A 25,273-nucleotide genomic window follows, 5' to 3' on the forward strand; every position below is an offset into this window, starting at 1 on the left:
CTTGGCAGGGTGGAAAACGTCATTGTTTGGCGATTTTTCCTATTCAAAAATGATCTAAAAATCCACGGGAACGATTCTTGTCGGCGGAAGTAACGCCAGCTTTACTTCATCCTCAGGAGCCAACTTCCAGGAGGAATAACCGCAGGATAAAAATCGAATTAGGGAGTGTTCCATGCACGCTGAAGCGCACAGTGTATTGGAAAATGTCTTGATGACTTGCAAGACCATCAACGCATTTGGTGACTTGGCCATCGAGAATTTACAACACGGCATACCCAACGATCTGGCCGACGTTGAGAAGGAGAATCTGAGACGAGCCTTCAGGCTGATGCGGCTGACACTTGATTGTGTAAACCCCTTGATTACTGCCACCGTTGATGAGGCCTCACAACTTCGGGGTAGGTAGACGTTGGCTTCTCCTCTGCTTTAAACAACCCGACTTCGGACGCGGGTTGTTTATGCGCTTACTCCTCTTCAGATTCTGAATGTCCCTTCTGGTCACGGAAGGGACTGCGCCCCCTTCTGGTGTTAGCCATTTTTGCCTCTCTGTCGGCGCGCTGGATGTCGCGCCCTGCCAGGGCGCGACCGTCTGCACAAGGATCGCCGCTCGGATGGCTGAGCGGGCACTTGGCAGCCTGTTTGGGAGACAAACGCTACCGTCTTTGTCGGCCCAGAAAAGAGCGACTCAGAAAGGGGCGAGTCGTATGTTTAGTTCACGCCGCAAGCAACACGCTCACCACCCCCTCCCAGCGCTTTGGGCCTTTCCGAATGGTTGTCGCTGCCAGCGTGGATCATCAGGGCGTGGCCTTTAATCTGCGCGACGTTCCTCAGGCGTGGGGCCAGCACCGGATAGTTGGCAATGCCGTCGGCCGTCACGTAGAGCGCCGGCAGGTCGCCCAGGTGCCCCTCGGCGTAAGGGCCCAAATGCTCGCCGGTTTTTTGCGGGTCAAAGTGGCCACCTGCGGCCATTGCTGCGACGTTCACCCCATCTTTCATACCGGCTTCACAACTGCCGTTTTCATGCACATGAAAACCATGCAGGCCAGGCGGCAAGGATTGGAGATGGGGAGTGAACAGCAGGCCATAGGGCGTCGCATCGACCGTAATCGTGCCTATCTTCTGGGAAGCACCATTGGCGCTCACCCGCTGCATAGGAACCTCCAGGGAGGCGGCGTGAACTGTGCCCATGGCAAGCGTACCGACCAAACTCAAGAATAAACGGTGTTTCATAAGTGGTTTCCTGACATTGCATGAACGTTCGAAAAATGAACGTGGACTGACATGAACGGCTGAGCAACTAGACGTCGTTGATGCCGTGGACCAGCGTAGAAAAAACATGACCCTCTGAGCAAACCAAAAAATGGACGATCGACGATAGAAAAGGGCTATTGAATACAAGGCAGGTCTCAGGTGTTGTTGTCGTGATCAGGTCCACTGGCGGTGGAGCCTTGATGAGGCAAGCTGGCCTCCTGTGCCGGTGCGTGATAGACAATCGAGGCGGCCTGGTTGTCCGCGAGGAGGCTGAGGCGCACCCACTCATCGGTCATGGGCTCATGGCGCGCACGGCCAGGTGAGGCAACGGCGCGTGTTCCCTCCGCGCCGTGCTTTTGAACGCAGGTGATTGGGCCCGGCAAGGCCGGGCCCTTACTCAGGCCGTGGTCAATGCCCAGGGGGCAAGCCCGCTGAGCAGGTCTTCGGCCAGTGGGGTCAATGCCTTGAATGTTGCCTCCTGTTTATTCAACTGCGCCAGGGCATACAGAGTGCGGGCGGTTCGACCGTTGCCATCACCAAAAGGGTGGTAGCGAACCAGGGCGCCGAAGAGCGCCTCACCTGCATCCACCTGCCTGGCCTGTACCTTGGTTTTGATCGCATCCAGCGCCTTGATAAAACCGACGCGTGCCACATCCGAGCCCATGAACAACGGATCGCTGCTCGAACGGAACACCCGCTCCACTTGCCCGACCGCCGGTTGATAGACCCCATCGTGCAGGCGAATGATGGTCTGGATATCAAACAGGTCGGCCTGGCGATTGAGTGACAGCGCGCTGCGGATACGCCCCTGCAATGCATTCACGGGCTCGGGATCGGTATCAGAACGGCTATTGCCGGTGTTCCAGTTGACGGCCGCCTGTTCAGGAACGCCCGCCACGATTTGTCGAGGCACGGCCGGGGGGAAGTCCAGCAGCTTTTGAACGTGGTTGTTTGCTGCGCTCATGCGTGTCAGGTCCGACAGCCGCCGACGCTCAACCTGCGCTTGTTCAAAGGCCAACGCACCCCAGGCGAAACGGGTTCTGGCGGTGCCCAGCGAACGATTGCGCAAACGCACAAAGACAGCCCTGTTTCAATTTTCTGCACCCAGGTGATGACCGATCGTACGCAAGCGGTGCCGTCATCGTCCGTGCTGCGCCCGGTGACCTTCACCGCCAGTCAAAGCCAGCGTGATCTGGCCAACCGGTTGTTTGACAGCCTGATGAGTCGTCTGGCTGCCGACATCGACTATCTGGTGTTCAGCTCGTGGGAGCAGACCACCGGGCATCTGCTGGAGGTGGCCAAGGTCATTCTGACCCTTGCAGCCATTGGGTTGAACACCACGCCGCTGGTTGCGCTGGCAGGGATCAGGAATACGCCGTTGACCTTGACGCCATCAAAGGACACCTCCTGGGCCTGGACAGTCCCGGCCAGAAAGCTCTCCACCGTCTGGCGGTACGCCAGCAGGGAGCCTGGGGCATCCAGATAAGCCAGGCAACGCAGCCTGATCAGGTTCTGATACTGCGCCGTCAAGCCAGTTCGGTTGGCGGGTGTGTCGCGGTATGTCGACAATGCACTTTCCATCACTGTTTGCAGGTTGTCCTGCGTCAGGGACTGGATGAGGTCACTGGGTTCAAACGTGGTGAGTGGGTAGGAGTACTGACGGCCCAGCGAGTCCCGGGCTTGCTTGAAAGCATAGAGATAGTGCCCCGTCACGACGTCCCGAAGTGGTACGCGTACCGTTAAGCTGCTCGGTGCACGGACATGCGGGGGGATCAGGGTCGGGTCGTAGGTGCTGGGGTGGTAAATCACGCTGACATTGCTGTCGGGTGACAAATAGGTTGCTCGACCGGTTTGCTGTTCGTGACGACGGATCCCGGCGTTGATGTACTCACCAATAAACACGGCGGGATTCAAAATGGAGCAGGACAACTGATCCGCCGGCGGCGCTGTTGCGGTGGCGTCCGTGGGTTCTATGACCGGCAGGGGAGTCAATCGGGCCAATAACGTCCGCTTGTATTAACAGACATGGGCTTGAGCCTGCGCACCGGACAGGCTGTGCGCGATGCTCCACAGCCCATTGAGTACAGGGCGATAAGTCTGGGCAGATTCAAAGGTCTGCTCTTCAATAAAAAAAGAAAGACTGTCGATAAACTGGAGCAAAGCCAGAACGTCGCGTTCAGTCGGCGGCCTTTGCAACACCAATCTATTGGCACTGGCCAACAGATTGGCGAGGGTCGAGTTGTTGGTAAATCCGGTTTCTTGCAGTAAACGTGTAATGCGTTGGACAAGGGGACCTTGAGCAGTGTTAGGCATTGAAAGACGTCCGTGTTGGGTTTGAATTAAAACGTTAATAAATAGGGCTGGTCGGATTGAAGTGCGCACTATTGACTCGTTGTTTATGCCTCGTGAAATTTAATAATAAGTGGACGGGCAGCGGTCGCCTCGGGCGAAGGGAATACCCACGCGCTTCATTGACACTGCCATAGCGACTGCCAACGACAGACAAACGCCTGTTCATCCAGACGCCCAGGTCGATGTGTGCAAGTAAGATAAAGTTTTCGGCGAAACAGGAGGGGATGACGCTCGTTGAATAATGCGCCATCTAACCGCCATTCATTGACCGGTTAAAAGTCACTGCACAGACAGCTGCTCCACGAACATGTGGGGCACAGTCGATTGTTCAGTCAGTTTCGAGGCGGCTGGCAATAGCCTGGACAAAGTCAGAACGACTTTTGGTGTTATTAGAATTAAAACCTGTCCCGTTGGTTTATTTGAACCCAAGCTTTCGTGGCATGCAACCTGCAGTCCGAGTTCGGACTGGGGAGTGAGCCGGTGTTGGCATGGTTCCAAACCATGACCAGCGCATGCTGGCTGGTCACGGCCCATCCCCGGCCCGCAGGGAGGTGTCAGTCGACCTTGGAGGTTCGCGTCAGCCACTCACGACCTTTGAGCATCCCGTTCCAGTAGAACCACGGTAGAAAGTTCGCCTTCAGATACCAGGCCAGCCGGCGTGCGACTGTCGGTTCCAGAGGAAATGTCGGCAGCAATTTACCGGCATAACCGAACTCGGCGAGTATCACCTTGCCTCGCTCCACCGTCAGTGGACAGGCGCCATAACCATCGTATTGGCGCACAAAGGGCTGCTGTTTGCGCAGCGCCAGCAGGTTCTCAGCCACCACCACCACTTGCTTGCGTACTGCCGCCGCGGTCTTGGCGTTGCCGGTGGAGCAGATATCGCCCAAGGCAAACACGTCCGGATAACGCACATGCTGCAAGCTGTGAGCGTCCACTTCGCACCAGCCATCGGCGTTGGCCAACGCACTGTGACGGATGAAGTCCGGCGGGACCTGCGGTGGGACCACGTGCAAAAAATCGAATTTTTTCGCGTGCAGCGTGACTTCCCCTGCGGCGTTCCTGACCTCGAACCAGGCCGTTTGCGACGGCCCATCGACCTTCACCAACTGCGAGTTGAACGCCAGCCGTGCGCGGTATTTCTCGATGTACTTCATCAGCGGCGCCACAAAGGTCGGGACACCAAACAGCACGGCACCGGCGAGGTTGAATTCGACATCGAGGTTCTTCAGTACGTCCTGTCGCAGCCAGTGATCACAGGACAGGTACAGCGCTTTTTGCGGGGCTCCGGCGCATTTGATCGGCATGCCGGGCTGGGTGAAGATCGCCTTGCCGGTGCGCAGGTTCTGAACCCGATGCCACGTGTAAGCCGCATGCTGATAGCTGTAGTTGGACGTGACGCCGTGCTGTCCCAGAGTGGCTTGCAGGCCTTCGATTTTTTCCCACGCCAGGCGTAAACCCGGGCAGACGATCAGGTTCTGGTAGGTCACGCTGCGCCCGTTATCCAGAATCAGCAGACGGTTCTGCGGATCGATGTGGTTGACGGCGGCCTGCAGCCATTTAGCCTGGCTTGGCATCACCTCGGACATCGGTCGTACGGTGTTTTCCAACTCATAGACACCGCCGCCGACCAGGGTCCAGGCCGCCTGGTAATAGTGATAGGCGTTGGGCTCAATCACCGTGATGTTCAAGCCGGGGGCGCGCTTGAGCAGGCTGGCAACGAAGGCAATACCCGCAGTACCGCCGCCTATCACCACGATGTCGCCTTGGTAGGACTGGCCCAGGTGTTGATCGCTCATAGGTTGTTCCTTGTGGTTGTCGGTAAGGGGATGTGCCGCGAAAGACTCACCCCGTTTTTGTCTCCATGCCGAAAGGCCGCAGAGCACGGACGTGACAGAGTCACGAGGTGGCTAATGGGAGTTGGGCAGGTGCGGCCTCCACGAATGCTCAACGGCCTAGGCTTCGCCAGTACAGGCCTGCGTGAAGTGACGTCATGGAAAAAAAGAAGCACTGGCGAATCCACCAGCCCATTGCACATGGCATGAGGTGGTGGATTCACTGTGTGTGCCAGCGCTCAGTAAATGCCACGCGATCGGGCGCGTATGTAGGGGGTTTCTTAAGTAAGGTGCGGTGGACCTGATTCAACGTCTGGCTATGGCGGAGCGTCGCTCAAGCGCGATCTTCGCCGAGGGGGCTTGAGGGGATGTGGTTGCGCGCCCGCCCGGGTGGGATGGCGTGTTGGGGCTTATAGAGGCTGAACACACACCGGCGAAATGATCGTGAAGTGCACCCTTGCCGGCGCACGGTCCACGGGCGGTTGGCCCTGTCGCAGGCAAACGGCAGCCTCGGCGGATGCGTTGCAGGGGGGGGCGCATGACAACACAACGCTGATCGTTATCACCCGACGATCAGCAGGTCTGAATGGCCTGGGGGTATCGGTGCATGAGCGTGAATACTCACCTGACGATGGGGTAAGGGCGCGGCCTCTGAAGGCAGGCTTTGCTGGCGCCGAATGCGTTAGCAGGCATCACTTGCACGATCAATGGCGCGCTGAACGGCCGGCAGGATCAAAGCTCGAGAGCCGGGCGAGGGGCAAGGGCAGAGTGATGGAGCTGGGTAAACGGATCCCGGTACCGTCGCGGTTCCCGTCCTGGCTCGCGCTGGGCAGGCAGGTGCAAGGCGTTCAAATGCCGGGGGTAACGACGTTTTGCCTGCTGCAGCGACCTGAAGAGGGCGCGCATTTGGCCAGGCTTCCCTGTGTATTCAATCCGAGAGTGTCAAGGAGAAATGGGGCGAAGTCCGCACGGACTCGGGGCGAGTTTTGGCCAGATTAAAAACATCAATTGATCCGGCAACAGCTCGGAGCGCGGGTGGATCCTGCCTGCTGGCTGAGGCATAGATGCACCCTGTACAGCCACGCCGGCTGGGGTGTCGCTCGAACTGCCTTGGTTGTCAATCCGCGCCCTTGAGCCTTGCGCGCCATTTCAAACATTCCCATAGGCGCGCTGTTGCGCGCGACGGTTCGATCATGACCGCGGCTTTTTTTCTGGGGTGAAGAGAACTGTCAATGTATGAAATTGACAGCTTTTGATTTGGGTCATGGGAAGGGTGTTGGGATTTTAAAAGAAATACCACGAGTAATCCTATGAACCATATCTATCGTCTTGTCTTCAACTCCTCCACCGGGCTGTGCCAGGTGGTCTCCGAACTGGGCAGTAAATCGCAGGGCAGTGGAGCCGGTACGGGTATTGTACTGCCACAAAAATCAGGACTGGCGATGATCTGCCTGCTGGCATTGGCTACGGCCAGCGGGTCCGTTTGGGCAGCCCCCGGTGGAGCTGGATTCAATGGCAGCGGCAATGGCGGAGCGACGGGGGTCGCGGGTCAGGCGGGGACGGGTGTAAATGCTTTCGGAGGTGCCGCTGGCGTAGCCCCTGGGGGAAACGGTGGTCAAGGTGGTCAAGGTAGTTTTGGCGGTGGCGGTGGCGGTGGCGGTGGCGGTGCCAGTGGTACGTCGACGGCTCCGACCGGCGGCAATGGTGGCGACGCGGGCAGTTTTGGATTTGCGGGTGGCGGTGGCGGCGGCGGTGACGGCTTTGTCACGGACAGCGATACCACCAACACCTTGGTGGCGACAGGAGGCAAAGGCGGAGGTATTGGGAACGGTGGCGGTGGTGGCAATGGCCTGACCGTCAGTTCGGCCGGCCATACGGTGACCAACACCAATAGCGGCGTATTACGCGGAGGTAATGGCGGGGACGGTGACTCTTTCGCTGGGGGGGGCGGTGCGGGTTTGTCGGGGGCTGGGTTGACTGTAGTCAATGACGGTCATATCGAGGGGGGCAAAGGCGGGACAGCAAAGGTTGCCGCGGCGGCCCGCCCTGGCACCGGCGGCGCAGGCATCACCGGCGCCACCCAAGTAATCAACAGCGGCTCCATCACCGGCGGCCTCTCCGGTGATGCGACGCCGGTACGCGCCAACGCCATCGAATTCACGGGCACGGCCAACACTCTGGAGGTGCGCAAGGGCTCGACCATCGTCGGTAACGTCATGGGCGCTGCCGGCGCCAGCAACACCCTGGCCCTGGGCGGGACGGTCGACGACAGTTTCGACACTTCGCAGATCGGTAGCGCAGCGCAATACCGCAATTTCACCGACTTCCAGAAGATCGGCACCAATACCTACACCTTGACCGGCACGACCACCGCGGTCACTCCTTGGTCCGTGCTCGGCGGCACCCTGGCTATCTCGTCGGACAATAACCTCGGCGCCCCCGGCGGTGCCCTGACGCTTAACGGCGGCATACTGCAAAGCACCACCAGTCTCTCCGTTGGCCGTGCGGTGACCCTGGGGGCGAACGGGGGGACCGTCAACACCGCCCCGAGCATCACCACCGCCATGAGCGGGGCGATCTCGGGCGCGGGCGCACTGAGTAAAACGGGCGCCGGTGTTCTGGCCCTGAGCGGTGCCAACACCTACAGCGGCGCCACGCACGTGGCCGCCGGCACACTGGAGGCCAATGCGTTCAACACCTTGAGTGCGTCCTCGGCGCACACCGTGGCCAGCGGCGCCACGCTGGACACGGCCGGCTTCAACCAGAGCGTGGCCGGTTTGACCAACAGCGGCACAGTGTCGCTGGTGGGCAGTGCACCGGGCAGCACGCTGACCGTCACCGGTCCCTATGTGGGGCAGAACGGTGTACTGCGCCTGGGCACAGCATTGAGCGACAGCAGCGGCGCGAGCGACCGCCTGGTGCTCAGCGGCCCCGGTGCCACGGCCAGCGGCCAAACGGCGCTGCAGGTCGTCAACCAGCAGGGTCTCGGGGCCTTGACCGCGGGTGACGGGATCACCGTGGTCAGTGCTCTGAGTGGCGCCACCACCACGGCGCAGACCAGCAAGGATGCGTTTAGCCTGGCCGGTGGCCATGTCGATGCCGGTGCGTACGAGTACCGTCTGTACGCGGCGGACGCCAAGGGCGCCGGGGAAAACTGGTACTTGCGCTCAAGCCTGGCGCCTACGCCTGCGCCGGGGACTACGGGAATCCCGGGTCAACCCGGAAAACCGACCTACCGCACCGAAGTGCCGTTGCTGGCGGGGCTGCCTGAGCAACTGCGTCAGGGCGACCTGGCCATGCTCGGTAACCTGCACCAGCGTTTTGGCGCCAACCCGAACTCGGGTGCGTCGAGCATGGCGGATGACAAGGCGCCCGATCAGCGTCATGCCTGGGGCCGTGCGCTGGGCACCGACCTGAGCATCGCGCAGCACGGCACGGTCAACCAGAGCAGCAGCGGCCACCTGAGTGGTTTTCAGACAGGCACCGACCTGTACGCGGACGACAGCTGGCGAGCCGGGGTGTTTGCCGGTCAGCTCAAGGGCCATCAGGACGTCAAGGGTTTTGCCCGCGGCGTTAACCACCTGTCGGTGGGCGACAACGACCTGACTAGCCAGTACCTGGGTGGTTATGCTACTTGGACGGACGCCTCGGGCCTGTACGTCGACAGCGTCCTGCAAAACGGCCGTCATCAGTACAAGGCGCACTCCGATGATCAGAAGATCTCGGGTAAGGCCGACAGCTGGCTAGCCTCCGTGGAAATGGGCAAGCCCTTTGCCCTGGGTGGCCCGTGGCGGATCGAGCCGCAGGTGCAGCTGGTGCATCAGCACCTGAGCGTCGACGATGAACACCTGGGCAGCACCCGGGTCAGCCAGGACACCCAGCAGCAGTGGTTGGCCCGTCTGGGCACGCGCCTTGAGGGCGACTTTGCCACGGGCGTCGGCCTGCTGCAGCCCTATACCCGGGTGAACCTGTACCGCGCGGCCAACGGCACCGACCGGACACGTTTTGCGAGCGCCCAGGCGACGACGGCGATCGACAGCAGTACCGGTTATCTCTCCAGCGAACTGGCCGGTGGCGCGACCCTCAAGCTCAACGACAGCACCGATGTGTACGCCGAAGTGGGCAAGCAGTGGGCTGCCGGCGGAGACAGCGACGTCAGCACCGCGGTGCAGGGCTCGATGGGGGTGCGGGTCAAGTGGTAAGCGCTGACGCCAGAATGCTGATCGAGACCGCTGTACGGGTCATCGAATACCGCTGGTCAAACCGGGACTGAATGACCCCGAGTCATATGCCTTCGACGTATGACTCGGGGCCGAGCCCCAGTTCGCTGTAAGCGAGACGTTCACACTGATGAACGCCCCCTGTTTTGGCGTCGTTGCGTCTTTAAACAGATCGACCTAAACGTCAAGGCCAAGCACTGAACCGCCCGGATGTTGCAAGTTCTCTCTGAAGCAGATCGGGATCTACTGAATGTGGCCACTTGCCCTGCATCGGCCTCACTTGAACAAGGCTTTAACCATGGCACGTATTGTCCGGATTCATAATAGGGTGATGCCAGCGTCCTGACGCTGGAAGAATTAAAGGTCTGTGCCCCCTGCGGCAGACGAGGTAAAAATTGAAGGCAAAGCCATTGGCCTCAATCGTGCTGAAGTCATGTTCCGCAATCATGCCTACTTGCAGCAAGCGCAGTTTCCCAGTCGTCTGGATTATGAGGCCGCAGGTGTCATCGTGGCCGTCGGGAGCGCGGTGTCCGCCGTCAAGGTGGGGTGATGCAGTTGGCCTGAATCCCTCCTTTGAATATCGCGCGCTGGGGCACCTATGGGGAACTGGCGAAGGTGCCTGCTCACGTGGTGGTTCAAACGCCGAAAAACCTGTCTTTTGGAAGCCGCCGCTTCCTGGATGCAGTACATCACTGCGTGGGGCGCCCTGATTGAGCAGGCGAAACTGAACCCGGGCGATGTTGTCGTGGTGACAGCGGCATCGAGCAGTGTCGGCCCGGCGGCCCGACGACCTTACAGATGGCAACGGAGGGTGGGAGCGACGCGATCACCATCACCCGAACCCACGCAAAGAACCAGGCACTCCTTGAGGCCGGCGCTGCCGATGTGATCGTCAGCGATGATGAAGACATCGCCGAACGTCTCATGGCCATCACCGCCCGAGGCGGCATTTTGCTGGAATACGGTGCGCTCAGCTCTGAGCCAACCCCCTTCCCGTTGTTTACCGTATTGGGGAAAAGCCTGACGCTCAAAGGCTACCTCTACGCGGAAATCGTCTCGGACCAGCAGATCCTCGCCCGGGCCAAGGCTTTTATTCTGGAGGGATTGAAAACGGGAGCGCTGCGCCCCGTGATTGCCAAGACGTTTGCTCTGGAGCAGATTCAGGAGGCTCTTCGCTTTCTGGAAAGCCCATCAGCAGATCGGCAAGGTAGTGAATGTCCTAATACGCGTGTATCGGCGCGGGCAGGGGAAGGGTATGGCTCCAGGCCGCACCAAGCCGGTGAGCGGCAGGGGCGATGGGGTTGAAAAGATGCTCCCCAAAAAACCAGTGAGACGCCTGCCCTTTTAACGCTGGCCCTAGGCGACTGGCGTCAATTCGACATCCACGGTGACCCGACCTGCGCCCCACCCGCGTTGCCGTTCACCACAGCTGACCCGTTTGTTTGTAAAAGCTGTGGATCATGTTGCCAACGTCCACCGCACGCGGCGTTGCGGGCAGGACCTGCGGGGTCACCTGAAGGTCACCGCTCCAGGTGGTGCCGTCAAATACGCCGAACCAGAGCTGCCCATTACCGTTGCCCCCTTGATGCAGGACATAAAGTTTTTCGTTGTTCATACCCTCCTGGCACACCGCAGCCGCGGGAGAGTAGGTGATAGGCATCCCTGGGACCTGCGTATCCCAGGAGGCAAGAGACAAGGGTGTCACCGGTAGGTTAAAGACCGCCGGATCATCCAGGAACGAGGTGGTTCCCGAACTCGTCAGCCACGCACAATAGACAGTGCCATCCGGCTTGCCACTGGCCAGACCCTGGAAGAAGACATCGACCTGTTCGTTATAAACGATCACGGCAGGCGAGTACGAAAGGTTAATCCCTCTGAGCTGGGAGGCGCCAGACCAGGTGCCGTCGCTCGACAGGCAGGCGTAGTAGAGATTCCCATCGGGTTGGTTGGCGGATTCACCCTGAAAAAAAACATAGAAATGGTCGTTGTAGATCACAGGGGCCGGGGCGAAGGACATCCCCACACCTGGGACGTGCCTGCTGCCAGACCAGGTCCCAGCCGGCGACAGGCAGTCGTAGAGCAGGGCGCTGTTGCCTTTACTACCCGCTGCGCCTTGGTAAAAAACGTAGAGCTCGTTATTGAAGACCACCGCCGCAGGGGAGTACGCCAGGCAGGCGTTGGCCACCTGGACGGGCGGTGAGCAACTGGCCGTGGCCGGATCGAAGATGACGTACCACAGCTGTGCGCAGAGCGTGTCATCGATGGCGTGATAAAAGAGGTAGATCTGGGCCGCCGACGCCCCGGCGGGTGTGAACAAGACCGCCGAGGGGGTGTACAGCAGGTCGATGGTGTTGGACTGGGTGGTCGCTGACGGCCAGGCGACCAGGTAAGGCGACGTCCAGCGATCCCAGGTCGTGTCGCAGGTGGCATAACAAAGCTTTGCGTCTTGCTGAAAGAAGGCGTAGAGCAGGGTGGGGGACACAGCAACGACAGACGGTGACCTGCACAGATGGAGCGCAGGGGCAGCGCCAGGCGAGGCCCCGCTCGATTGAACGCTGTCTTCGCTTTGGTCAAGCACTTCATCTGCGCTGGGTCCATGGTACATGTCGTAGAGCTGATGGTTGAACTCGACGGTGCTCGGGCTGCAGGGGCGCTCTTCGTTGAATGCCCCTTGCCCGAAGCCATCCAGCGCGTTGTTGACGCTGGTGGGGGGCGGAGCGTCTGTACGTTGTATCGCGGCCAACTGGGCGTCGCCGCTCCAACTGCTGGCGTTGAAGGTGTTTACATGGAGGTTCAGCGAATGCCCAGCGCCTTGATGAAACACCAGCAGTTCACCGTCGCTGACGATGGCGCAGGGTTCGGCGCGGATGCCGGCACGGCTGTTCGTGTTAAGGGGGCTGCTCCAGTTTTCCCCCAGCGTGTTGTACAGCAACTGCCCGTTGTGGCCGCCGTCCTGGTACAGCACAAACAGTTTGTTGACATACACCGCGGCGGCGGGCGACCCCGACATTGAGGCGTGGGGTAGCTGCTTAGCGGCTGCCCAGCGGTGGCCGTCGAAGGTGCTGTACCACAGTTGCCCTTTGTACCCTACGCCCTGATGGAGGACGTAAAGCCGGTCGTTGAACACGACGGCGCATGGCGAACAGGAAATGCCCACGGTTTTCACGCGTGCCGCCTCACACCAGGCAGTGCCATTGAACGCGCTGTAATAGAGTCCCGGCGTCTTGCTCCCTGACGGCGTGCCCTGATAGAAAACATATAACAGGCCGTTGAACACCACCGCACCAGGTCCAACCGCCGGCGTGAAGGCGGTGGGTTCTGATAAGGGTGTGAGGATGAGGCCGCCCACCCCCACCCCAGTACTGGCCGACCAGCTGGTTTCATTCCAGGTAGAGTACTGGAGTGAGCCACTGCTGAGGCTGAAGACATACGTCACGTTATTGTAGTGAATGGCGGAGGGGGCGTCCGTTGTGACGTAAGTCAGCTCCATTCCTTTGGGCTTCGCGACAGCGAACGCAATTTTCCCCGCGCTGGCTGCGATTTCACCGCCGTCGACCACAGTGCCCCCAAAATCCGCGATCAACCTGTCAGCGACAGTAACGGTTGCGGTTATACCAAGTGCCATGCTGTTATTCCTGTTCCTCAGAAAAGTACGACGGGGGGCGTTTGCGCGCGCTGAAGTGAACGCCTGATAGGTGATGAATGTTCGAGCGACTTGATGACATGCAGGGCCTGAGCACTGAGCGTCGTCATTTTGGGTAGGCTACATGACGATCGTTCATCCAACAGGCGCGTGAGCCGTGTTTATGGTTTTACTCGACCGAACGGGGGTGGCTGGGGATTTTCAATTAAATGAATGCCGCTCAGAATGGGTAGTTTCAATTGTCGTGACGCCTATAAAACGATAGAGGGCTTTGCCAGTTTAAAAAACGCTTCCTATTGAACGCTTATAAAGTAAGAACATACGAGCGCAAACCCTAAGTCTGAAATCATATTTTAGGGTGTCGACAGGGTTGGGGGCTTGAGATTCGTGTTCATAATGAGTGCTTGAAATGAGCGCGGGCGCGACATGACAGGACTGGGAAAGTTCTTGAGGGCGCTACATTGCCGGGCTCGAGCATTGAGGTTGCGCTCTGGCGACGCGCACCAGTGGACGCCGGTTCTGCGACGACTTCCGCCCGCGTTATGCAGTGGCCACGTGACTAACGGAAAGATCCGGGATAAGGGCGCCTAATGGCGGCGCGGAACATGGCCCCCCGTTCGCCTGCTGGCCGTATTTAGTTGCGTAAGCAGGACATCGGCAGAGTTCGCTCCAAGAGTCTCGTTCCAGGCTGCGGCCATTGAACCTGCTTTCAGGGATCCAGCTGCCGGGGTGGACTGAGCGCGCGCGCCCTACAATCAGTATCCCCGCTATCAGTCTGTGTTGATTGCAGAGCGAGCCCCAGACGCGGTCACGATAAGAGCGCTTGGCCTGCTCAATCGTGTGCTTGTCTTTACAAGGCTCTGTGTGGCGCTGAGGTGGATAGGCGCTACGTTGGCTGGCCCTTCCCAAAATGGGCCGGACGCTTCAAAAGACGCAAATGGAAGCTCGGATCCCGCGATAGCCTCCATCGTAGAGTTCAGCAGTAGAGCCTGGTAGGCACCGACCGGCAATGCTTTGTCAGCAGTCCAAATTCAGACCCTGCATAGTTAAATGCATTTTTCTGGGGCAGAATGCTGCAACGGTTCAGGCTTCTCGCAAGGTTGTGGGTTCGCCGAGTGCACACTCGTAGCCTTGAGTTCACGCAGTGTCCCAACCATCACCCTACATACCCGTTGCAGGAAAACCTGATTTGAAAGTGTGGCTGCGTTTAGGTTAAGACCCCTTGTGGGGAAACCAGTATGCAGGTTGCATCAATAGAGAGTCCGCTGAGCGCTGGATAGCGTGTTACTACCATCGGGTGTGCAACATGTCTTTCACGCCAAGTGATGTTTGTCGCGTATGAGTCGTGAGGGGATCTTCAATCGAATCACGAAAACGTACCTTATTTAATCTTCCCTCACCTACCGCAGGCGCTCTAACTTGCGAGCAGCGATTCATTTCAGAATCGAGAGTGGCTGTAAAAGATGTAAAAATTGATGTGTTATTCAGGAGTCGATCATGTTCAGTAAAATCGCGATGCACAAAGCCGAACAAGTTGTCGGTGGCAATCCTTATATTTACAAATGCTACACTGCGCAGGGCACGGAGTACTGGGACACCAAACCCAACTCGGCGGGCTGCACCAACAGCCGTACCGGCGCTTGGGAAGTGGGTCGGGGCAAGGGGAGTGGTCAGCGTAAATAACGCCGCGGTGTCGGGACTGTATTAAGGTACGCCCCTTTAATCTGAGCTAGGTGATGGTTGTTGCCTGGCACGCCTGATGGCGTGGGCATGACTGTGTAACATTAAAAATTACCTCGTTCATGGATGGGAGCGTCAAGTTGCGATTGTCTAAATGGCCAGTAGTGGCTCGCGGTGAAACGTGCGCGGCGGTCATTGACCATTGGAATAATTGTTGATGAGTCTGCGCAGCGGCCGCTCTGCTCACCGAGCGATTCGTCAAAAAAATGAGTCATGAGCGAGCGATTGATTGATTGATTGATTGAATCCTTGAGGAAAAACATGTTTAACAAAATTGATACACAGAAAGCTAAACAAGTCGTCGGCGGCAGGATCAACTCGGGCGGTCATTGCGTTGATGTACGCGGCCACAAGCAGAGCTGTGCTTTGCCAGTGAAAAAACGAGCAAAATAGTCTGTATTGTCGGCTGCATTAACGCCAGTGGCGACGTTGAGCCGGTTGACCCACATGACCGATGTGCCTGGTGCGCGTGGATAGGCGCCATGCATGCTCCACACTGCATCTGCACCAGACTCAGAAAGCGGCCAATCCATTTGACAGAACTTGTAGGTAGTTTGCCATAAGGCTGTATTAATAGTGAGCCGCCGCTGTCCCTAGGGTTAGCGCACGCCTCATCAGTAGTGCTCGCTTCGAATAGATAATGTGTTTTGACGGTTTCGAATCCTTCAGAAGCGGCTTCGATTACGAAGCGACAATGTTGTGGCTCGCCATACAGCGATCACTTCCCTCGCCAAGAGTGGAGTGTCAGCGGCGTGAGTGTTAATAACTTTGATGATGAACCGGGAGAAAAAATATGTTCAAGAAAATTGATGCACAGAAAGCTCAGCACGTCGTGGGTGGCGCGGAACAACTTTGTTATTACCCGCAAAATCAGTTGCTTCCCTGCCCCAAGTCAAAAGTTAAAAAAACCAAATAGCGACCTGGCCCGCTGCCGACGGTGTTTGCATTAATAGCGAGCCGTCGTTGCTGCGGTGGGTAGCGACATGCCCGCGCAATAATCGAAAGGCCTTTGTCACCTTAAAGCTTGCTGTGCATTACTGATGCTGAACGTTGTTGTTATTCGATACGGGCCTTCGCTGCCCAGAAGGTCAACAAATTGTAGGCCACACCATCCCCATTAAGGCAACCCCGCTTGATTATACCGGCCATATATTGCGTGGCACGCTAGGGCAGCGAAAAGCCTAAATGATCCCGTGCGCTGTCAGGTGCAGTAAATAGAGTCGGGCGCCCCTTCGTAAGTTGATCCGCGGGTACGGCAGGTGACGAGCGATTCTCTCTCAATCAATACACTGTTCGTTGCGCTCATTTTTTATGAACCCATGTGTGTTTTTATTAACGTGACGATCTTTACAACTTTATGCGCCCATTCTTCGATCGATCAAAACCCATCACGCTCTTGAGCGATAACGCCCTCAGAAGTGGCTGCCTGCGAATGGAGCTGATTTATCGGGCCCATCTTTCGAGCACCCGGCAGGCCGCGAGACGCGCGTTGCAAAGGGCACGCAATGGCTGTATTCACGCGTTTCAGCGGGTGTGTGGTGGTTTGGTTTATGGGATGCCTGCGTGGCTGGATCGCGTGTGCGAAACGCGCACTGACCGGTATGCCGTCGCCAATGTTCAGCAACTGGTGCCGACCGCGGCTCGCTACTCACCCAAAAGCCTGTGGCGCCAGAAAGACTATCTGGAAAAATCCATCTACCTTCACCGCGCCAAACACGTACGCGAACTCAGGGCCTGTGCGCAAAAACTAGAGCGCGCGGCGGCACAGATTCGACTCGGTGGTCGGCCCATCATATTTGCCCCCCTGCATATCGTGTCAGACGTCATTCCGGTTCTGGTGGTGGCCTCGATGAATCTGGGATGCAGCCATGCCACCGTCATTTCTTCGCATGGCCAGGGCGTCGCGTTGGGCCCCTTTGAAGCCGACAGCCTGAAGGGGCTGAACCTTAATCTCACCCAACTGGATCCACTGACTCTCAACTCCGGTGAGTTCAAGGCGGCGATTCAGGCCATCAAACAAGACCGTACCCATTTTGTGGTATTTCCAGACATCCTGCCGGAAATCACCTACCGGCTGAACCGCAAGTCCATGCGCACCTTTGACTGCTCGCTCTTTGGACGTCCTGCCAAGCTGCACAGCGGGCTGAATGACATTGCACGCCTGGCGGGGGCGACCGCCTTGTTTTTTTGCCTGATTGAGCAGGGCGGTCAGCTGGACATCGACATTCTGGCATCGGTGCCCGCCGAGCAGCTCCCCGAGCAGGGCCCGCGGGTGATCGAAGCGGCGATACGCCAACACGCCGAGCAGTGGTTGTTATGGCACTCGCCCTCGCTGTTCTATTTTAACCCCTCAGAACCTTAAGCCATGCCCAAACCGTCCTCTTTGCACTCACCGCACATGGTCTTCCAAGGTGAGGTGGCCGACTGTGGTCTGGCCTGCGTTGCCATGCTCGCCCAGTCGGTGGGCAAACACATCGAACTGGCCGAGTTGCGCGAGCGCTTCGCGGTCTCGACGGCGGGAGCTTCCCTGGCCAAGTTGGTGGAGATGCTCCAGGCGTACGGCATCAAAGCCTACCCCGTGCAGTTCGAGCAAGCGTCGGTCGCGGATTTGCCGATGCCGGCGATCCTGCATTACGGCGGCAATCATTTCGTGGTGGCGGCCGACGCCTACCAGCGTCATGTCCGGCTGTTGAACCCGGCCACCGGCAGTGGCGTCTTTAGCGAAAAATCGCTGAGCGCGCATTTGAGCGGATTTGCGATTTTGTTGGAGCCCGATCAGGACATGCCCGTGCAGGGGAACGATCGCGGCATGCCACCGCAGGCCAAGCCGTCGTGGCTGTCGCTGCGGGCGATGACAATACCGCGCTTGCCCCTGATGCTGATCGTCAACTCGCTGATTGGCGCCACCGGCTTTTTGTTGCCGGCGCTGTTATCCAGATTTATCGATGGTGGGGCGAATTTGCCGCCCGGGGAGATGCTGTCTTTACTGGGCGCAGCGGGTGCCCTGACCCTGATGGCCTGCGTGACCGAGTTGTACCTGGCCAAGGTGCAACTGCGGATCGGCAACGGTTTGTCCATGCAATGGATCCCGCAACTGTTTGCCAGGATGACCCGCAATCCCGCCCCCTTTTTTGAACAGCGCGCGATGGCGGACATCTCGCAGCGGTTGCTGTCCTTTGCCCAGGCGGTGCGGGATCTGTCGGGTGTCCGGGTAGGGCTCTATGTGTCGGCCAGCGTGTGCGTGACGGCCACCGCGGCCCTGCTGTGGATTCACCCCTGGCTGGGCGCCCTGGTCGTGGCGACCATTGGCGGTTATGGCCTGATCAGCGCCTACTACAGCAGCCTTCGTACGGCGCTGCTGCACCGGGTGCAAGAGCTGTCCAGTGACCGTAACGCGTTGGTGTTTGAAACCATCCAGGGCATCGAAGTGATCCGCTCGGCCAACCTGTTTGTTCAGCGCCTCACCCACTTTTCGCAAAAGCACGCCAGCTTCCTCGCAGTTTCGTGCGATCTCAGCCTCATGGAGGTACGCCAGCGGGTTTGGTACAAGTTCATTGGCGGAGTGGAAACCATTCTGGCGCTGGCCATTGCCATGTACCTGTTCTCCATCGACCGGTTGAGCCTGGGAACGTTTTTTGCGTTTTTCTTTGTCAAACAAGTGGCCCTGAGCGCTTCTACCGAGTTCTACATGGCGTTGATGGCGATCCGGGCTAACGATATTACCAGTGAGCGGGCACTGGACATTGTTCAAGAGACGGCCCAACACGCTGCGCCGGTCACCGAACCGGTACGATTTGAGCACCAGCTTAAATTAAGCCAGGTCGAGTTTGCGTACGCGGGGTCCGAGGTGGTCGTCAACAACATCTCGCTGGCCATCAGGCCCGGGGAGAAGGTGGCGGTTATCGGTGGATCTGGCAGTGGCAAAAGCACGCTGATCAAATTGCTGGCCGGGGTGTATGCGGCCAAGAGCGGGGGGGTGTCGATCGACGGCCAGGCGGCGGGCGCCCGTAATCTGGGCTCGCTGGCCTTTTATCAGCCGGCCAATGCCATCCTGTTCAAGGCGTCGGTCAGGGACAACCTCTCGCTGTTTGGCACGGCCGACCCGCAGGTGCGCCTGGAGCACCTGGCTGAGCAACTGAACCTGACCGACTGCATCCAGGGCTTGCCCCATGGCTGGAACACGCTCATCTGCGAAGCCAATCCGCTGATGTCGTCGGGACAACGTCAGCGCTTGCTGGTGGCCAGGGCGCTGGCCAACACCCGACCGATCATGGTGCTCGATGAGCCGACGGCGAATCTGGATCACGCGTGCGCCCAGCACACGCTCAAGATCATCTTGGCCAGTCCCAAGACGGTGATCATGGCGTTGCATGATCACAGCCTGCTCAACTATTTTGATCAGGTCATCAGCCTGTCCGATGGCCAGATCCAGCCCCCCGGCTCCTGTTTGGGCGACGCTTCCTCCCGTCTCGGCCCAGCGGCGTCGACTCAATGACCATTCGGGGTGGGCTCATGCTCTTGCGCTTCAAATGGCTCGTCTGTTCGATCGCGGCCGTACTGGCCCTGTTCGCACTGCTCTACGTGCTGTTTGGCCGTACACCCGATGTCCAGCACATTACCGCCGCCGTCCGGCGAATGGACCTTGAAAGTGTGGTGCTGGCCACCGGCCCGATCGAAGCGACCCATCTGCTCAACATCGGTGCCCAGGTCAATGGTCAGGTCAAAGCGATCCATGTGCGCCTGGGGGAGCGGGTTAAAAAGGGCCAGTTGTTGGCCGAGATCGATCCGCAGCTGCAAGAGAACGCCTTGAGCAAGGCGCGGGCCAATCGCGGGCTGCTGCTGGCGCAACAAAAGGCCAAGACCACCCTGCTCAAACGCGCCGAACAGGTCTTTGCGCGTCAGCAAGCGCTGTACGCGGCCAACGCCAGCGCCCAAAGCGACGTTGAACAAGCCGAAGTGGATCTGGAGGCCGCCCGGGCGGAAGTTTCGGCGCTGGAGAGCCAGATACTGTTGGCGCAGCTGGAGATGGACAGCGCCGTGACCAACCTGGGCTACACCCAGATCAAGGCCCCGGCCGACGGCGAAATCATGGCCATTGTGACCAAGGAGGGGCAGACCATTGTGTCGGCGCAGGCCTCACCGACCATCTTGATCATGGGCAACATGGACCGCATGACCGTCAAGGCGCGGGTGTCGGAAGCCGATATCGTGCGCGTGAGCGTCGGCCAGGCGGTGGAGTTCAGCGTCACCGGCGCGCCGGATCGGGTGTTCAAGTCGACCATTGGCGCGGTCGAGCTGCTGCCCGAATCCGCGGTGACGGAAAGCAACGTGCCGCCAGGATCCAGTGTGGCCTCCACGGCGCCGGTCTACTACAACGCCATTTTTGAAATTGACAACCCCGAACGGGTGCTCAAGCCCCTGATGACCGCCAATATCAAAATCATCCAGGCGCGTGCCCTGCAAACCCTCGTCATCCCGATTGCGGCGCTTGGACAAAAACAGTCCGAGAGCCATCAGTTTGAAGTGCGCCGCCTATCCGCGACCGGGGAAGTCGTGCCGACGGTCGTCACCCTCGGTCTGCGCAGCACAACCCAGGCGCAGGTCCTCTCCGGGCTTGAGCTGGATGATCGGGTCATTCTCGAATGAGTCCTCATCAGCCGCCGGCGGGAGGGGAGGCCGCGCGCGTGGAGCGTTCACCGACGAACCGCGCGCCGGACGGTGAACCGCTGCTCAAGTTGATCAATGTCAGCCGCTGCTATTTCAGCGGCCAGTCGCGCGCCGATGCCTTGCGCCGCATTGACCTGGAGATTCATGCCGGTGAGATGGTCGCGATTGTCGGGACCTCGGGGTCGGGCAAATCGACCCTGCTCAACATCCTTGGCTGTCTGGTGCCGCCCTCAGAGGGGCAGTATTGTCTGCGCGGGCGCAATGTCAGCCACCTGAGCAGCAACGAGCTGGCCGACTTGCGCCGCAGCACCTTCGGTTTTGTCTTTCAGCGCTACCACCTGCTCGGCCATCTGAACGCTGAGGAAAACGTGCTGGCCCCGGCGCTGTATGCCGCCGGGCTTAAAAAGAGCCTGCGGGCCCGTGCACAGGACCTTTTGCGCAACCTCGGGTTAGCCGAGCGGGTGCATTACCATCCCGGCCAATTGTCCGGCGGGCAGCAACAGCGCGTCAGTATTGCGCGCGCATTGATGAATGGCGGCGAAATCATTCTGGCCGATGAGCCAACGGGCGCACTGGATACCCAAAGCGGCGAAGAGGTCATGGCCATTTTGCGTGAACTCAATGCTCAAGGGCACACCGTCATCCTGGTGACGCACAACCCGGACATCGCCGCCTACGCCCGACGGGTGATTCACCTGCAGGACGGCAGCATCGTGGCCGATCAGATCAATCCCTCTGACGCCACTGAGGCCATGCCACGCCCACTGGCGGCCCCTTCGGCCACGCGCCGCGCCGCGGTCAGCGCGATGACGGGCTGGCTGGGGTCATTGCGCATGGCCTCCTCGTGGCTGGTAAAAAAGCCGCTGCAGGCGGGATTGACCATCCTGGGCATTGTCATTGGCATTGCCGCCGTCTCCTCGGTGATTGCCCTGGGCGAGGGCGCCCGTGATCGGGTCATTCAGGAGATCAGTTCGATGGGCGCCGACACCATCGACATCTATTCGGGCAAGGACTGGGGGGATCTGTACAGCGTCAGCAGCAAGACCCTGCGTGAGTCGGATGTCGACTACCTGCGATCACTGCCCTACGTGGACAGTATTTCGCCTGTCATCGCAACGTCCGTCACCGTGACGTCCCCAAGCGCCAGTCTGGCGGCGCAGGTGTTAGGGGTCAGCGACGAGCTGATTCGGGTCAGAGGCCTGTCGTTAACCGAGGGCGTGTTTTTCTCTAAAGCCGACGTGCAACGGCAAAGCCAGATCGCCGTGATTGACGACAACATGCAAAAGAAGCTCTTTCCCAGTTGGGAGGATCCGATCGGCCAGGTGATCCTGGTCGGACCGATGCCCACCACGATCGTGGCGGTCATCAAGAGTACGCCATCTGCCTTCGCCGGGCCGCCGGTGCTGCAGATCTTTATTCCCTACACCACGTTGATGGCGCGTATTTCGGGCCAGCAACCCTTGGACAGCATCGCGTTGCGTGTGGCCAGCCGGGTCTCCAACGAACTGGCCGAGGCCAATATCACCCGTCTGCTGGAGCTCAAACACGGTAGCAAGGATTTTTTCATCAACTCGTATGACGCCGTGCTGCAGTCGGTGACCAAGGCCACCCGAACCTTGAACCTGCTGATCGTGTCCGTGGCCGCCATCTCGCTGTTGGTCGGCGGTATCGGGCTGATGAACATGATGCTGTATTCGGTCGCTGAGCGAACCTATGAAGTGGGCGTGCGCATGGCTTTCGGGGCCCGGCGTCGGGACATCATGCAGCAGTTTCTCAGCGAGTCCTGCCTGCTGTGCGTGGTCGGCGGCCTGCTGGGGTTGCTGGTGTCCTTCCTGGTCGGAGAGGTGGCGGGGCAATTGCAGTCGCAGATTCCGCTCTCCTTCTCCTGGTCCTCGGTCAGCGTGGCGTTTCTGAGTTCGGCGGTCATTGGCATGGTGTTTGGTTACCTGCCTGCGCGCAACGCTGCCCGCCTGGATCCTGTCGACGCACTGGCGCGGGCGTAGGGCGTTGAACGTGCCAGCACGCGGTGGCGCTCAGCTTCCCCCATTGTCCTTATCGTGCATCCCCCCGGGGTATCGGGTCGGTGCCGCAGTCTTGTCGAGCACATCGTTGTGAACATCAAAATCGTTACCCTGTTTTTCTTTCTAGGGCTGTTGGCTGCCTGCAGCACCGACGCCCCTGACGTCGATACGGTCAAAGCGCAACTGGCCTTGCCGACGCAGTGGCGTCATGCGTTGCCGGACGGTGAATACGTCATCGAGCATGATCCCTGGTGGCGCTCTTTTCACGATCCGCAGCTGGAGGCATTGGTCGAGCGTGTGCTGCGCAGCAACAATGACCTGGCCGCCGCCTCCTTTCGGGTCAAAAGCGCCGAAGCCCAGGCGGGCATCACCCGTACCAATTTAACGCCTAATGTTTCCAATGGCTTGACGCACAGTATTGGCAAGAGCCTGGACAAAGGCGACCCGAGTACCCGAGCGTTCACCAGCACGTTTTCGTTGAGTTATGAGGTGGATGTGTGGGGCCGTCTGTCCAAGGCGCGGGATGTCGCCGAGTGGGAGGCGATGGCCACACGCGAAGATCGGCTGGCGACCGCCATGCAGTTGATCGGCACGACCCTGCAGTGGTACTGGCAATTGGCATTTGTCGACCAGAGCCTTGCCGTCAATGACGCCGGCGTGGCCAACGCGCGCTCAAGTCTTGAGTTGTCCCGCGTGCGTAACGCGGTGGGGCAGGTGAGCCCGTTCGAGCCCCTTCAGGCCGCGCAGCAATTGAATGAGCTGCTGGCGGCTAAAACCGGGTTGCTGCAACAGCGGGAAGAAACCGGCAATGCGTTACGGGTGTTGTTGGGCTCTCCCAGCGGCGAGGAAGTCTTTGTCAGCCGCCCCATTCCTGGCGCAGCGCCTGCGCCACTGCGCCCCGACATCCCGGCGCGGATCCTGGCCCAGCGTCCGGACGTGAAGGCCGCCGAGCTGCGCTTGCGGGCCTTGTTCGGCCGCATCGAGTTGCAGCAACGCAGCCTCTACCCGATCCTCAACCTGACCGCCGGTGTAAACGGTGGGGGCACCCGCGAGCTGTCCGACATTTTGCGCAACCCGCAGGGGGTGTTGACCGACAGCGTGTTCCTGCCATTTCTGGAGTTCAACAAGTCAAGGTTATTGGTGCAAGGCGCCCAAGCGGATTATCAGGAGAGTGTTGAGCTGTTTAAAAAGCAGTTGTATGTGGCCCTGCAGGATGTTGAAAACGCCCTGTCGGCGGATCAACAGTTCGCCGATGAGGCGGTGTATTTGACGCGCGCACTGGCGTTGTCCACCCAGGCCGAGCATATCGCCCAGACTCGCTATCGTCTGGGGCAGTCAAGCATCAAGGAATGGCTGGATCTGCAGGACGCTCAGCGCACGCTGGAAATAAACGTGGCGCGCAATCGCGTCAATCGATTGCTGGCACGGGTGAAGTTTTACCAGGCCATTGGTGGGGATTGTGGTGACGACTGCGCCGGTGTTGCGCGCTAGGTCCTCAGTCCCTGTTCCCAGGTGGGGAGGCGATTTTTGCGGGCCCCCGCCAATTGCGCCCTGATGCTCCTGAGCCTGCTGCGCTAAAGCGAGACCCCATAAAGGGTGGCAGATAGGATTGCTCCTGCCCTGGATGCTTCCACCTGATAGTGCGCGCGATGGAGTGCCCCGCAGCTACCAGTCCGCGTTTTCGCAAAGGCGCTCCTGAAGGCGCTTGTGTAGCCACCAAATGTCTCTGAACGGGAAGCGCGACAATTTTGAGCTCAAGGAGCTACTTGCCGTCGCGAAGCTGATTACAACCTGGATGGTCGAAAGGTAATTAAGGAGATTGTTGAGGCAGTCCGCCGCTGGCGCGAATTCGCCGATGTCGCCGGGATGACAATCTGATCGAACAGATAGAATCGACCCACCGTCTTTACCTTGGCGACGGACTTTAGAAATCACACAAACCCGGTACGCCGGGTTAGTCACCCATTCCTGCTCCGACACTCTTCTGTGGTAGAGAAAATGTGCCGTTCTCGTGGATCGTAAACAAAAACGGTCAAGCGAAGGCGCCATGACACTGCGAAAAGGTTTGTCCGGAGCCGCAAGGACACTCCGCCGATCCATCTTCCACAATGGTCGGGAGTACTCCCTCAACTCGACATACGAACCGGCCCAGATAACGACAAGGGAATACCGACATCAGGTCTGCTCGCTCACGTAATGGTGGCGAAATTCGCCGACCACTTGCCGCTGTACCGGCAGGGAAAAGTCTTTGGCGCGCCGGTTTATCCATCGCGCGTTCAACTCTCGCGCAATGGGTTGGGCAGACCGGTGTACAGCTTCAGCCATTGGTTGATGCCTTGCGAGAAGCTGTTCTGGCCCAACGAGTTGTCCCGGCTGACGAAACTCCGGTGCAGATGCTTGCGCCCGGGGAGAAGAAAGCTCACCGCGCTTACCCGCAGGCGCAAGGGCCTGTCGGTTTCAGCGTCGTTTATATTTTTTGATAATTATTGACTGTACGAGCGCCTAGCCCTGCGACTTAATGCCATTCATGAAATTCGAAGTCCT

General features: G+C 59.1%; 17 protein-coding genes and 2 pseudogenes. 12 read left to right on the forward strand and 7 right to left on the reverse strand.

Annotation, left to right across the window (positions count from 1 at the left end; genetic code table 11):
* Positions 1-172 precede the first annotated feature (172 nt).
* The gene (locus FGA82_RS22065; RefSeq protein WP_141128747.1) at positions 173-406 is read left to right on the forward strand and encodes a hypothetical protein; all 234 of its coding nucleotides are present in this window, start codon (positions 173-175) and stop codon (positions 404-406) included.
* 302 nt (positions 407-708) lie between these two features.
* Here the strand turns inward: FGA82_RS22065 and sodC are convergent, their stop codons facing one another.
* From sodC to FGA82_RS22075, 3 genes are all read right to left on the reverse strand, one after another.
* Complete coding sequence (sodC, locus tag FGA82_RS22070) at positions 709-1,230, reverse strand: superoxide dismutase family protein (RefSeq protein ID WP_141128748.1); 522 nt, start codon at positions 1,228-1,230, stop codon at positions 709-711.
* A gap of 176 nt (positions 1,231-1,406) precedes the next feature.
* Positions 1,407-1,547 carry a hypothetical protein gene (locus tag FGA82_RS32180; protein WP_171057339.1) on the reverse strand — a complete coding sequence of 47 codons (141 nt, stop codon included), beginning with the start codon at positions 1,545-1,547 and terminating at the stop codon, positions 1,407-1,409.
* 101 nt (positions 1,548-1,648) lie between these two features.
* Complete coding sequence (locus FGA82_RS22075; protein WP_141128749.1) at positions 1,649-2,326, reverse strand: Fic family protein; 678 nt, start codon at positions 2,324-2,326, stop codon at positions 1,649-1,651.
* A gap of 36 nt (positions 2,327-2,362) precedes the next feature.
* On the opposite strand from FGA82_RS22075, the gene FGA82_RS22080 reads away from it, so the two are divergent.
* Positions 2,363-2,737, forward strand: a complete 375-nt coding sequence (locus FGA82_RS22080; RefSeq protein ID WP_141128750.1) for a hypothetical protein — start codon at positions 2,363-2,365, stop codon at positions 2,735-2,737.
* A 530-nt stretch (positions 2,738-3,267) separates the two neighbouring features.
* On the opposite strand, the gene FGA82_RS22085 is transcribed toward FGA82_RS22080, so the two are convergent.
* Both FGA82_RS22085 and FGA82_RS22090 read right to left on the reverse strand, forming a co-directional pair.
* Positions 3,268-3,564, reverse strand: a complete 297-nt coding sequence (locus FGA82_RS22085; protein ID WP_141128751.1) for a hypothetical protein — start codon at positions 3,562-3,564, stop codon at positions 3,268-3,270.
* A gap of 593 nt (positions 3,565-4,157) precedes the next feature.
* Positions 4,158-5,402, reverse strand: coding sequence for an NAD(P)/FAD-dependent oxidoreductase (locus FGA82_RS22090; protein ID WP_141128752.1), 1,245 nt, complete (start codon positions 5,400-5,402; stop codon positions 4,158-4,160).
* A gap of 1,346 nt (positions 5,403-6,748) precedes the next feature.
* Here FGA82_RS22090 and FGA82_RS32695 point away from each other — a divergent pair.
* Positions 6,749-9,640, forward strand: coding sequence for an autotransporter outer membrane beta-barrel domain-containing protein (locus FGA82_RS32695; protein ID WP_141128753.1), 2,892 nt, complete (start codon positions 6,749-6,751; stop codon positions 9,638-9,640).
* A gap of 316 nt (positions 9,641-9,956) precedes the next feature.
* Positions 9,957-10,871: pseudogene (locus tag FGA82_RS32960) on the forward strand (zinc-dependent alcohol dehydrogenase family protein); the annotation flags it as partial.
* Between the two features lie 207 nt (positions 10,872-11,078).
* On the opposite strand, the gene FGA82_RS22105 reads toward FGA82_RS32960, so the two are convergent.
* A complete protein-coding gene (locus tag FGA82_RS22105) occupies positions 11,079-13,283 on the reverse strand; it encodes a hypothetical protein (RefSeq protein WP_141128754.1) in 2,205 nt (734 codons plus the stop codon).
* A gap of 1,515 nt (positions 13,284-14,798) precedes the next feature.
* On the opposite strand from FGA82_RS22105, the gene FGA82_RS22110 reads away from it, so the two are divergent.
* From FGA82_RS22110 to FGA82_RS22135, 7 genes are all read left to right on the forward strand, one after another.
* Positions 14,799-14,984 (forward strand): hypothetical protein, encoded by a 186-nt coding sequence (locus FGA82_RS22110; RefSeq protein ID WP_141128755.1) that lies wholly within the window; start codon positions 14,799-14,801, stop codon positions 14,982-14,984.
* A gap of 850 nt (positions 14,985-15,834) precedes the next feature.
* A complete protein-coding gene (locus FGA82_RS32700) occupies positions 15,835-15,957 on the forward strand; it encodes a hypothetical protein (protein ID WP_283242339.1) in 123 nt (40 codons plus the stop codon).
* A 516-nt stretch (positions 15,958-16,473) separates the two neighbouring features.
* Positions 16,474-17,403: a hypothetical protein gene (locus FGA82_RS22115; protein WP_141128756.1), complete on the forward strand. Its 930-nt coding sequence runs from the start codon at positions 16,474-16,476 to the stop codon at positions 17,401-17,403.
* Between the two features lie 3 nt (positions 17,404-17,406).
* Positions 17,407-19,536 carry a peptidase domain-containing ABC transporter gene (locus FGA82_RS22120; RefSeq protein WP_141128757.1) on the forward strand — a complete coding sequence of 710 codons (2,130 nt, stop codon included), beginning with the start codon at positions 17,407-17,409 and terminating at the stop codon, positions 19,534-19,536.
* Positions 19,537-19,553: 17 nt separating this feature from the next.
* On the forward strand, positions 19,554-20,687 hold the full coding sequence (locus tag FGA82_RS22125; protein WP_171057340.1) for an efflux RND transporter periplasmic adaptor subunit: 1,134 nt from the start codon (positions 19,554-19,556) through the stop codon (positions 20,685-20,687).
* 38 nt (positions 20,688-20,725) lie between these two features.
* Positions 20,726-22,711, forward strand: a complete 1,986-nt coding sequence (locus FGA82_RS22130) for a MacB family efflux pump subunit (protein ID WP_212760552.1) — start codon at positions 20,726-20,728, stop codon at positions 22,709-22,711.
* Positions 22,712-22,819: 108 nt separating this feature from the next.
* Positions 22,820-24,220 (forward strand): efflux transporter outer membrane subunit, encoded by a 1,401-nt coding sequence (locus FGA82_RS22135; RefSeq protein WP_171057341.1) that lies wholly within the window; start codon positions 22,820-22,822, stop codon positions 24,218-24,220.
* Positions 24,221-24,761: 541 nt separating this feature from the next.
* On the opposite strand, the gene FGA82_RS32965 is transcribed toward FGA82_RS22135, so the two are convergent.
* Positions 24,762-24,905: an SEC-C metal-binding domain-containing protein gene (locus FGA82_RS32965; RefSeq protein WP_141128761.1), complete on the reverse strand. Its 144-nt coding sequence runs from the start codon at positions 24,903-24,905 to the stop codon at positions 24,762-24,764.
* Here FGA82_RS32965 and FGA82_RS22145 point away from each other — a divergent pair.
* Positions 24,887-25,206, forward strand: a pseudogene (locus FGA82_RS22145) (IS66 family transposase); the annotation flags it as partial. The gene FGA82_RS32965 and the pseudogene FGA82_RS22145 sit on opposite strands and share 19 nt — an antisense overlap.
* Positions 25,207-25,273: the final 67 nt, after the last annotated feature.

It is taken from the genome of Pseudomonas fluorescens (assembly GCF_005938625.1).
GTDB lineage: Bacteria > Pseudomonadota > Gammaproteobacteria > Pseudomonadales > Pseudomonadaceae > Aquipseudomonas > Aquipseudomonas fluorescens_BD.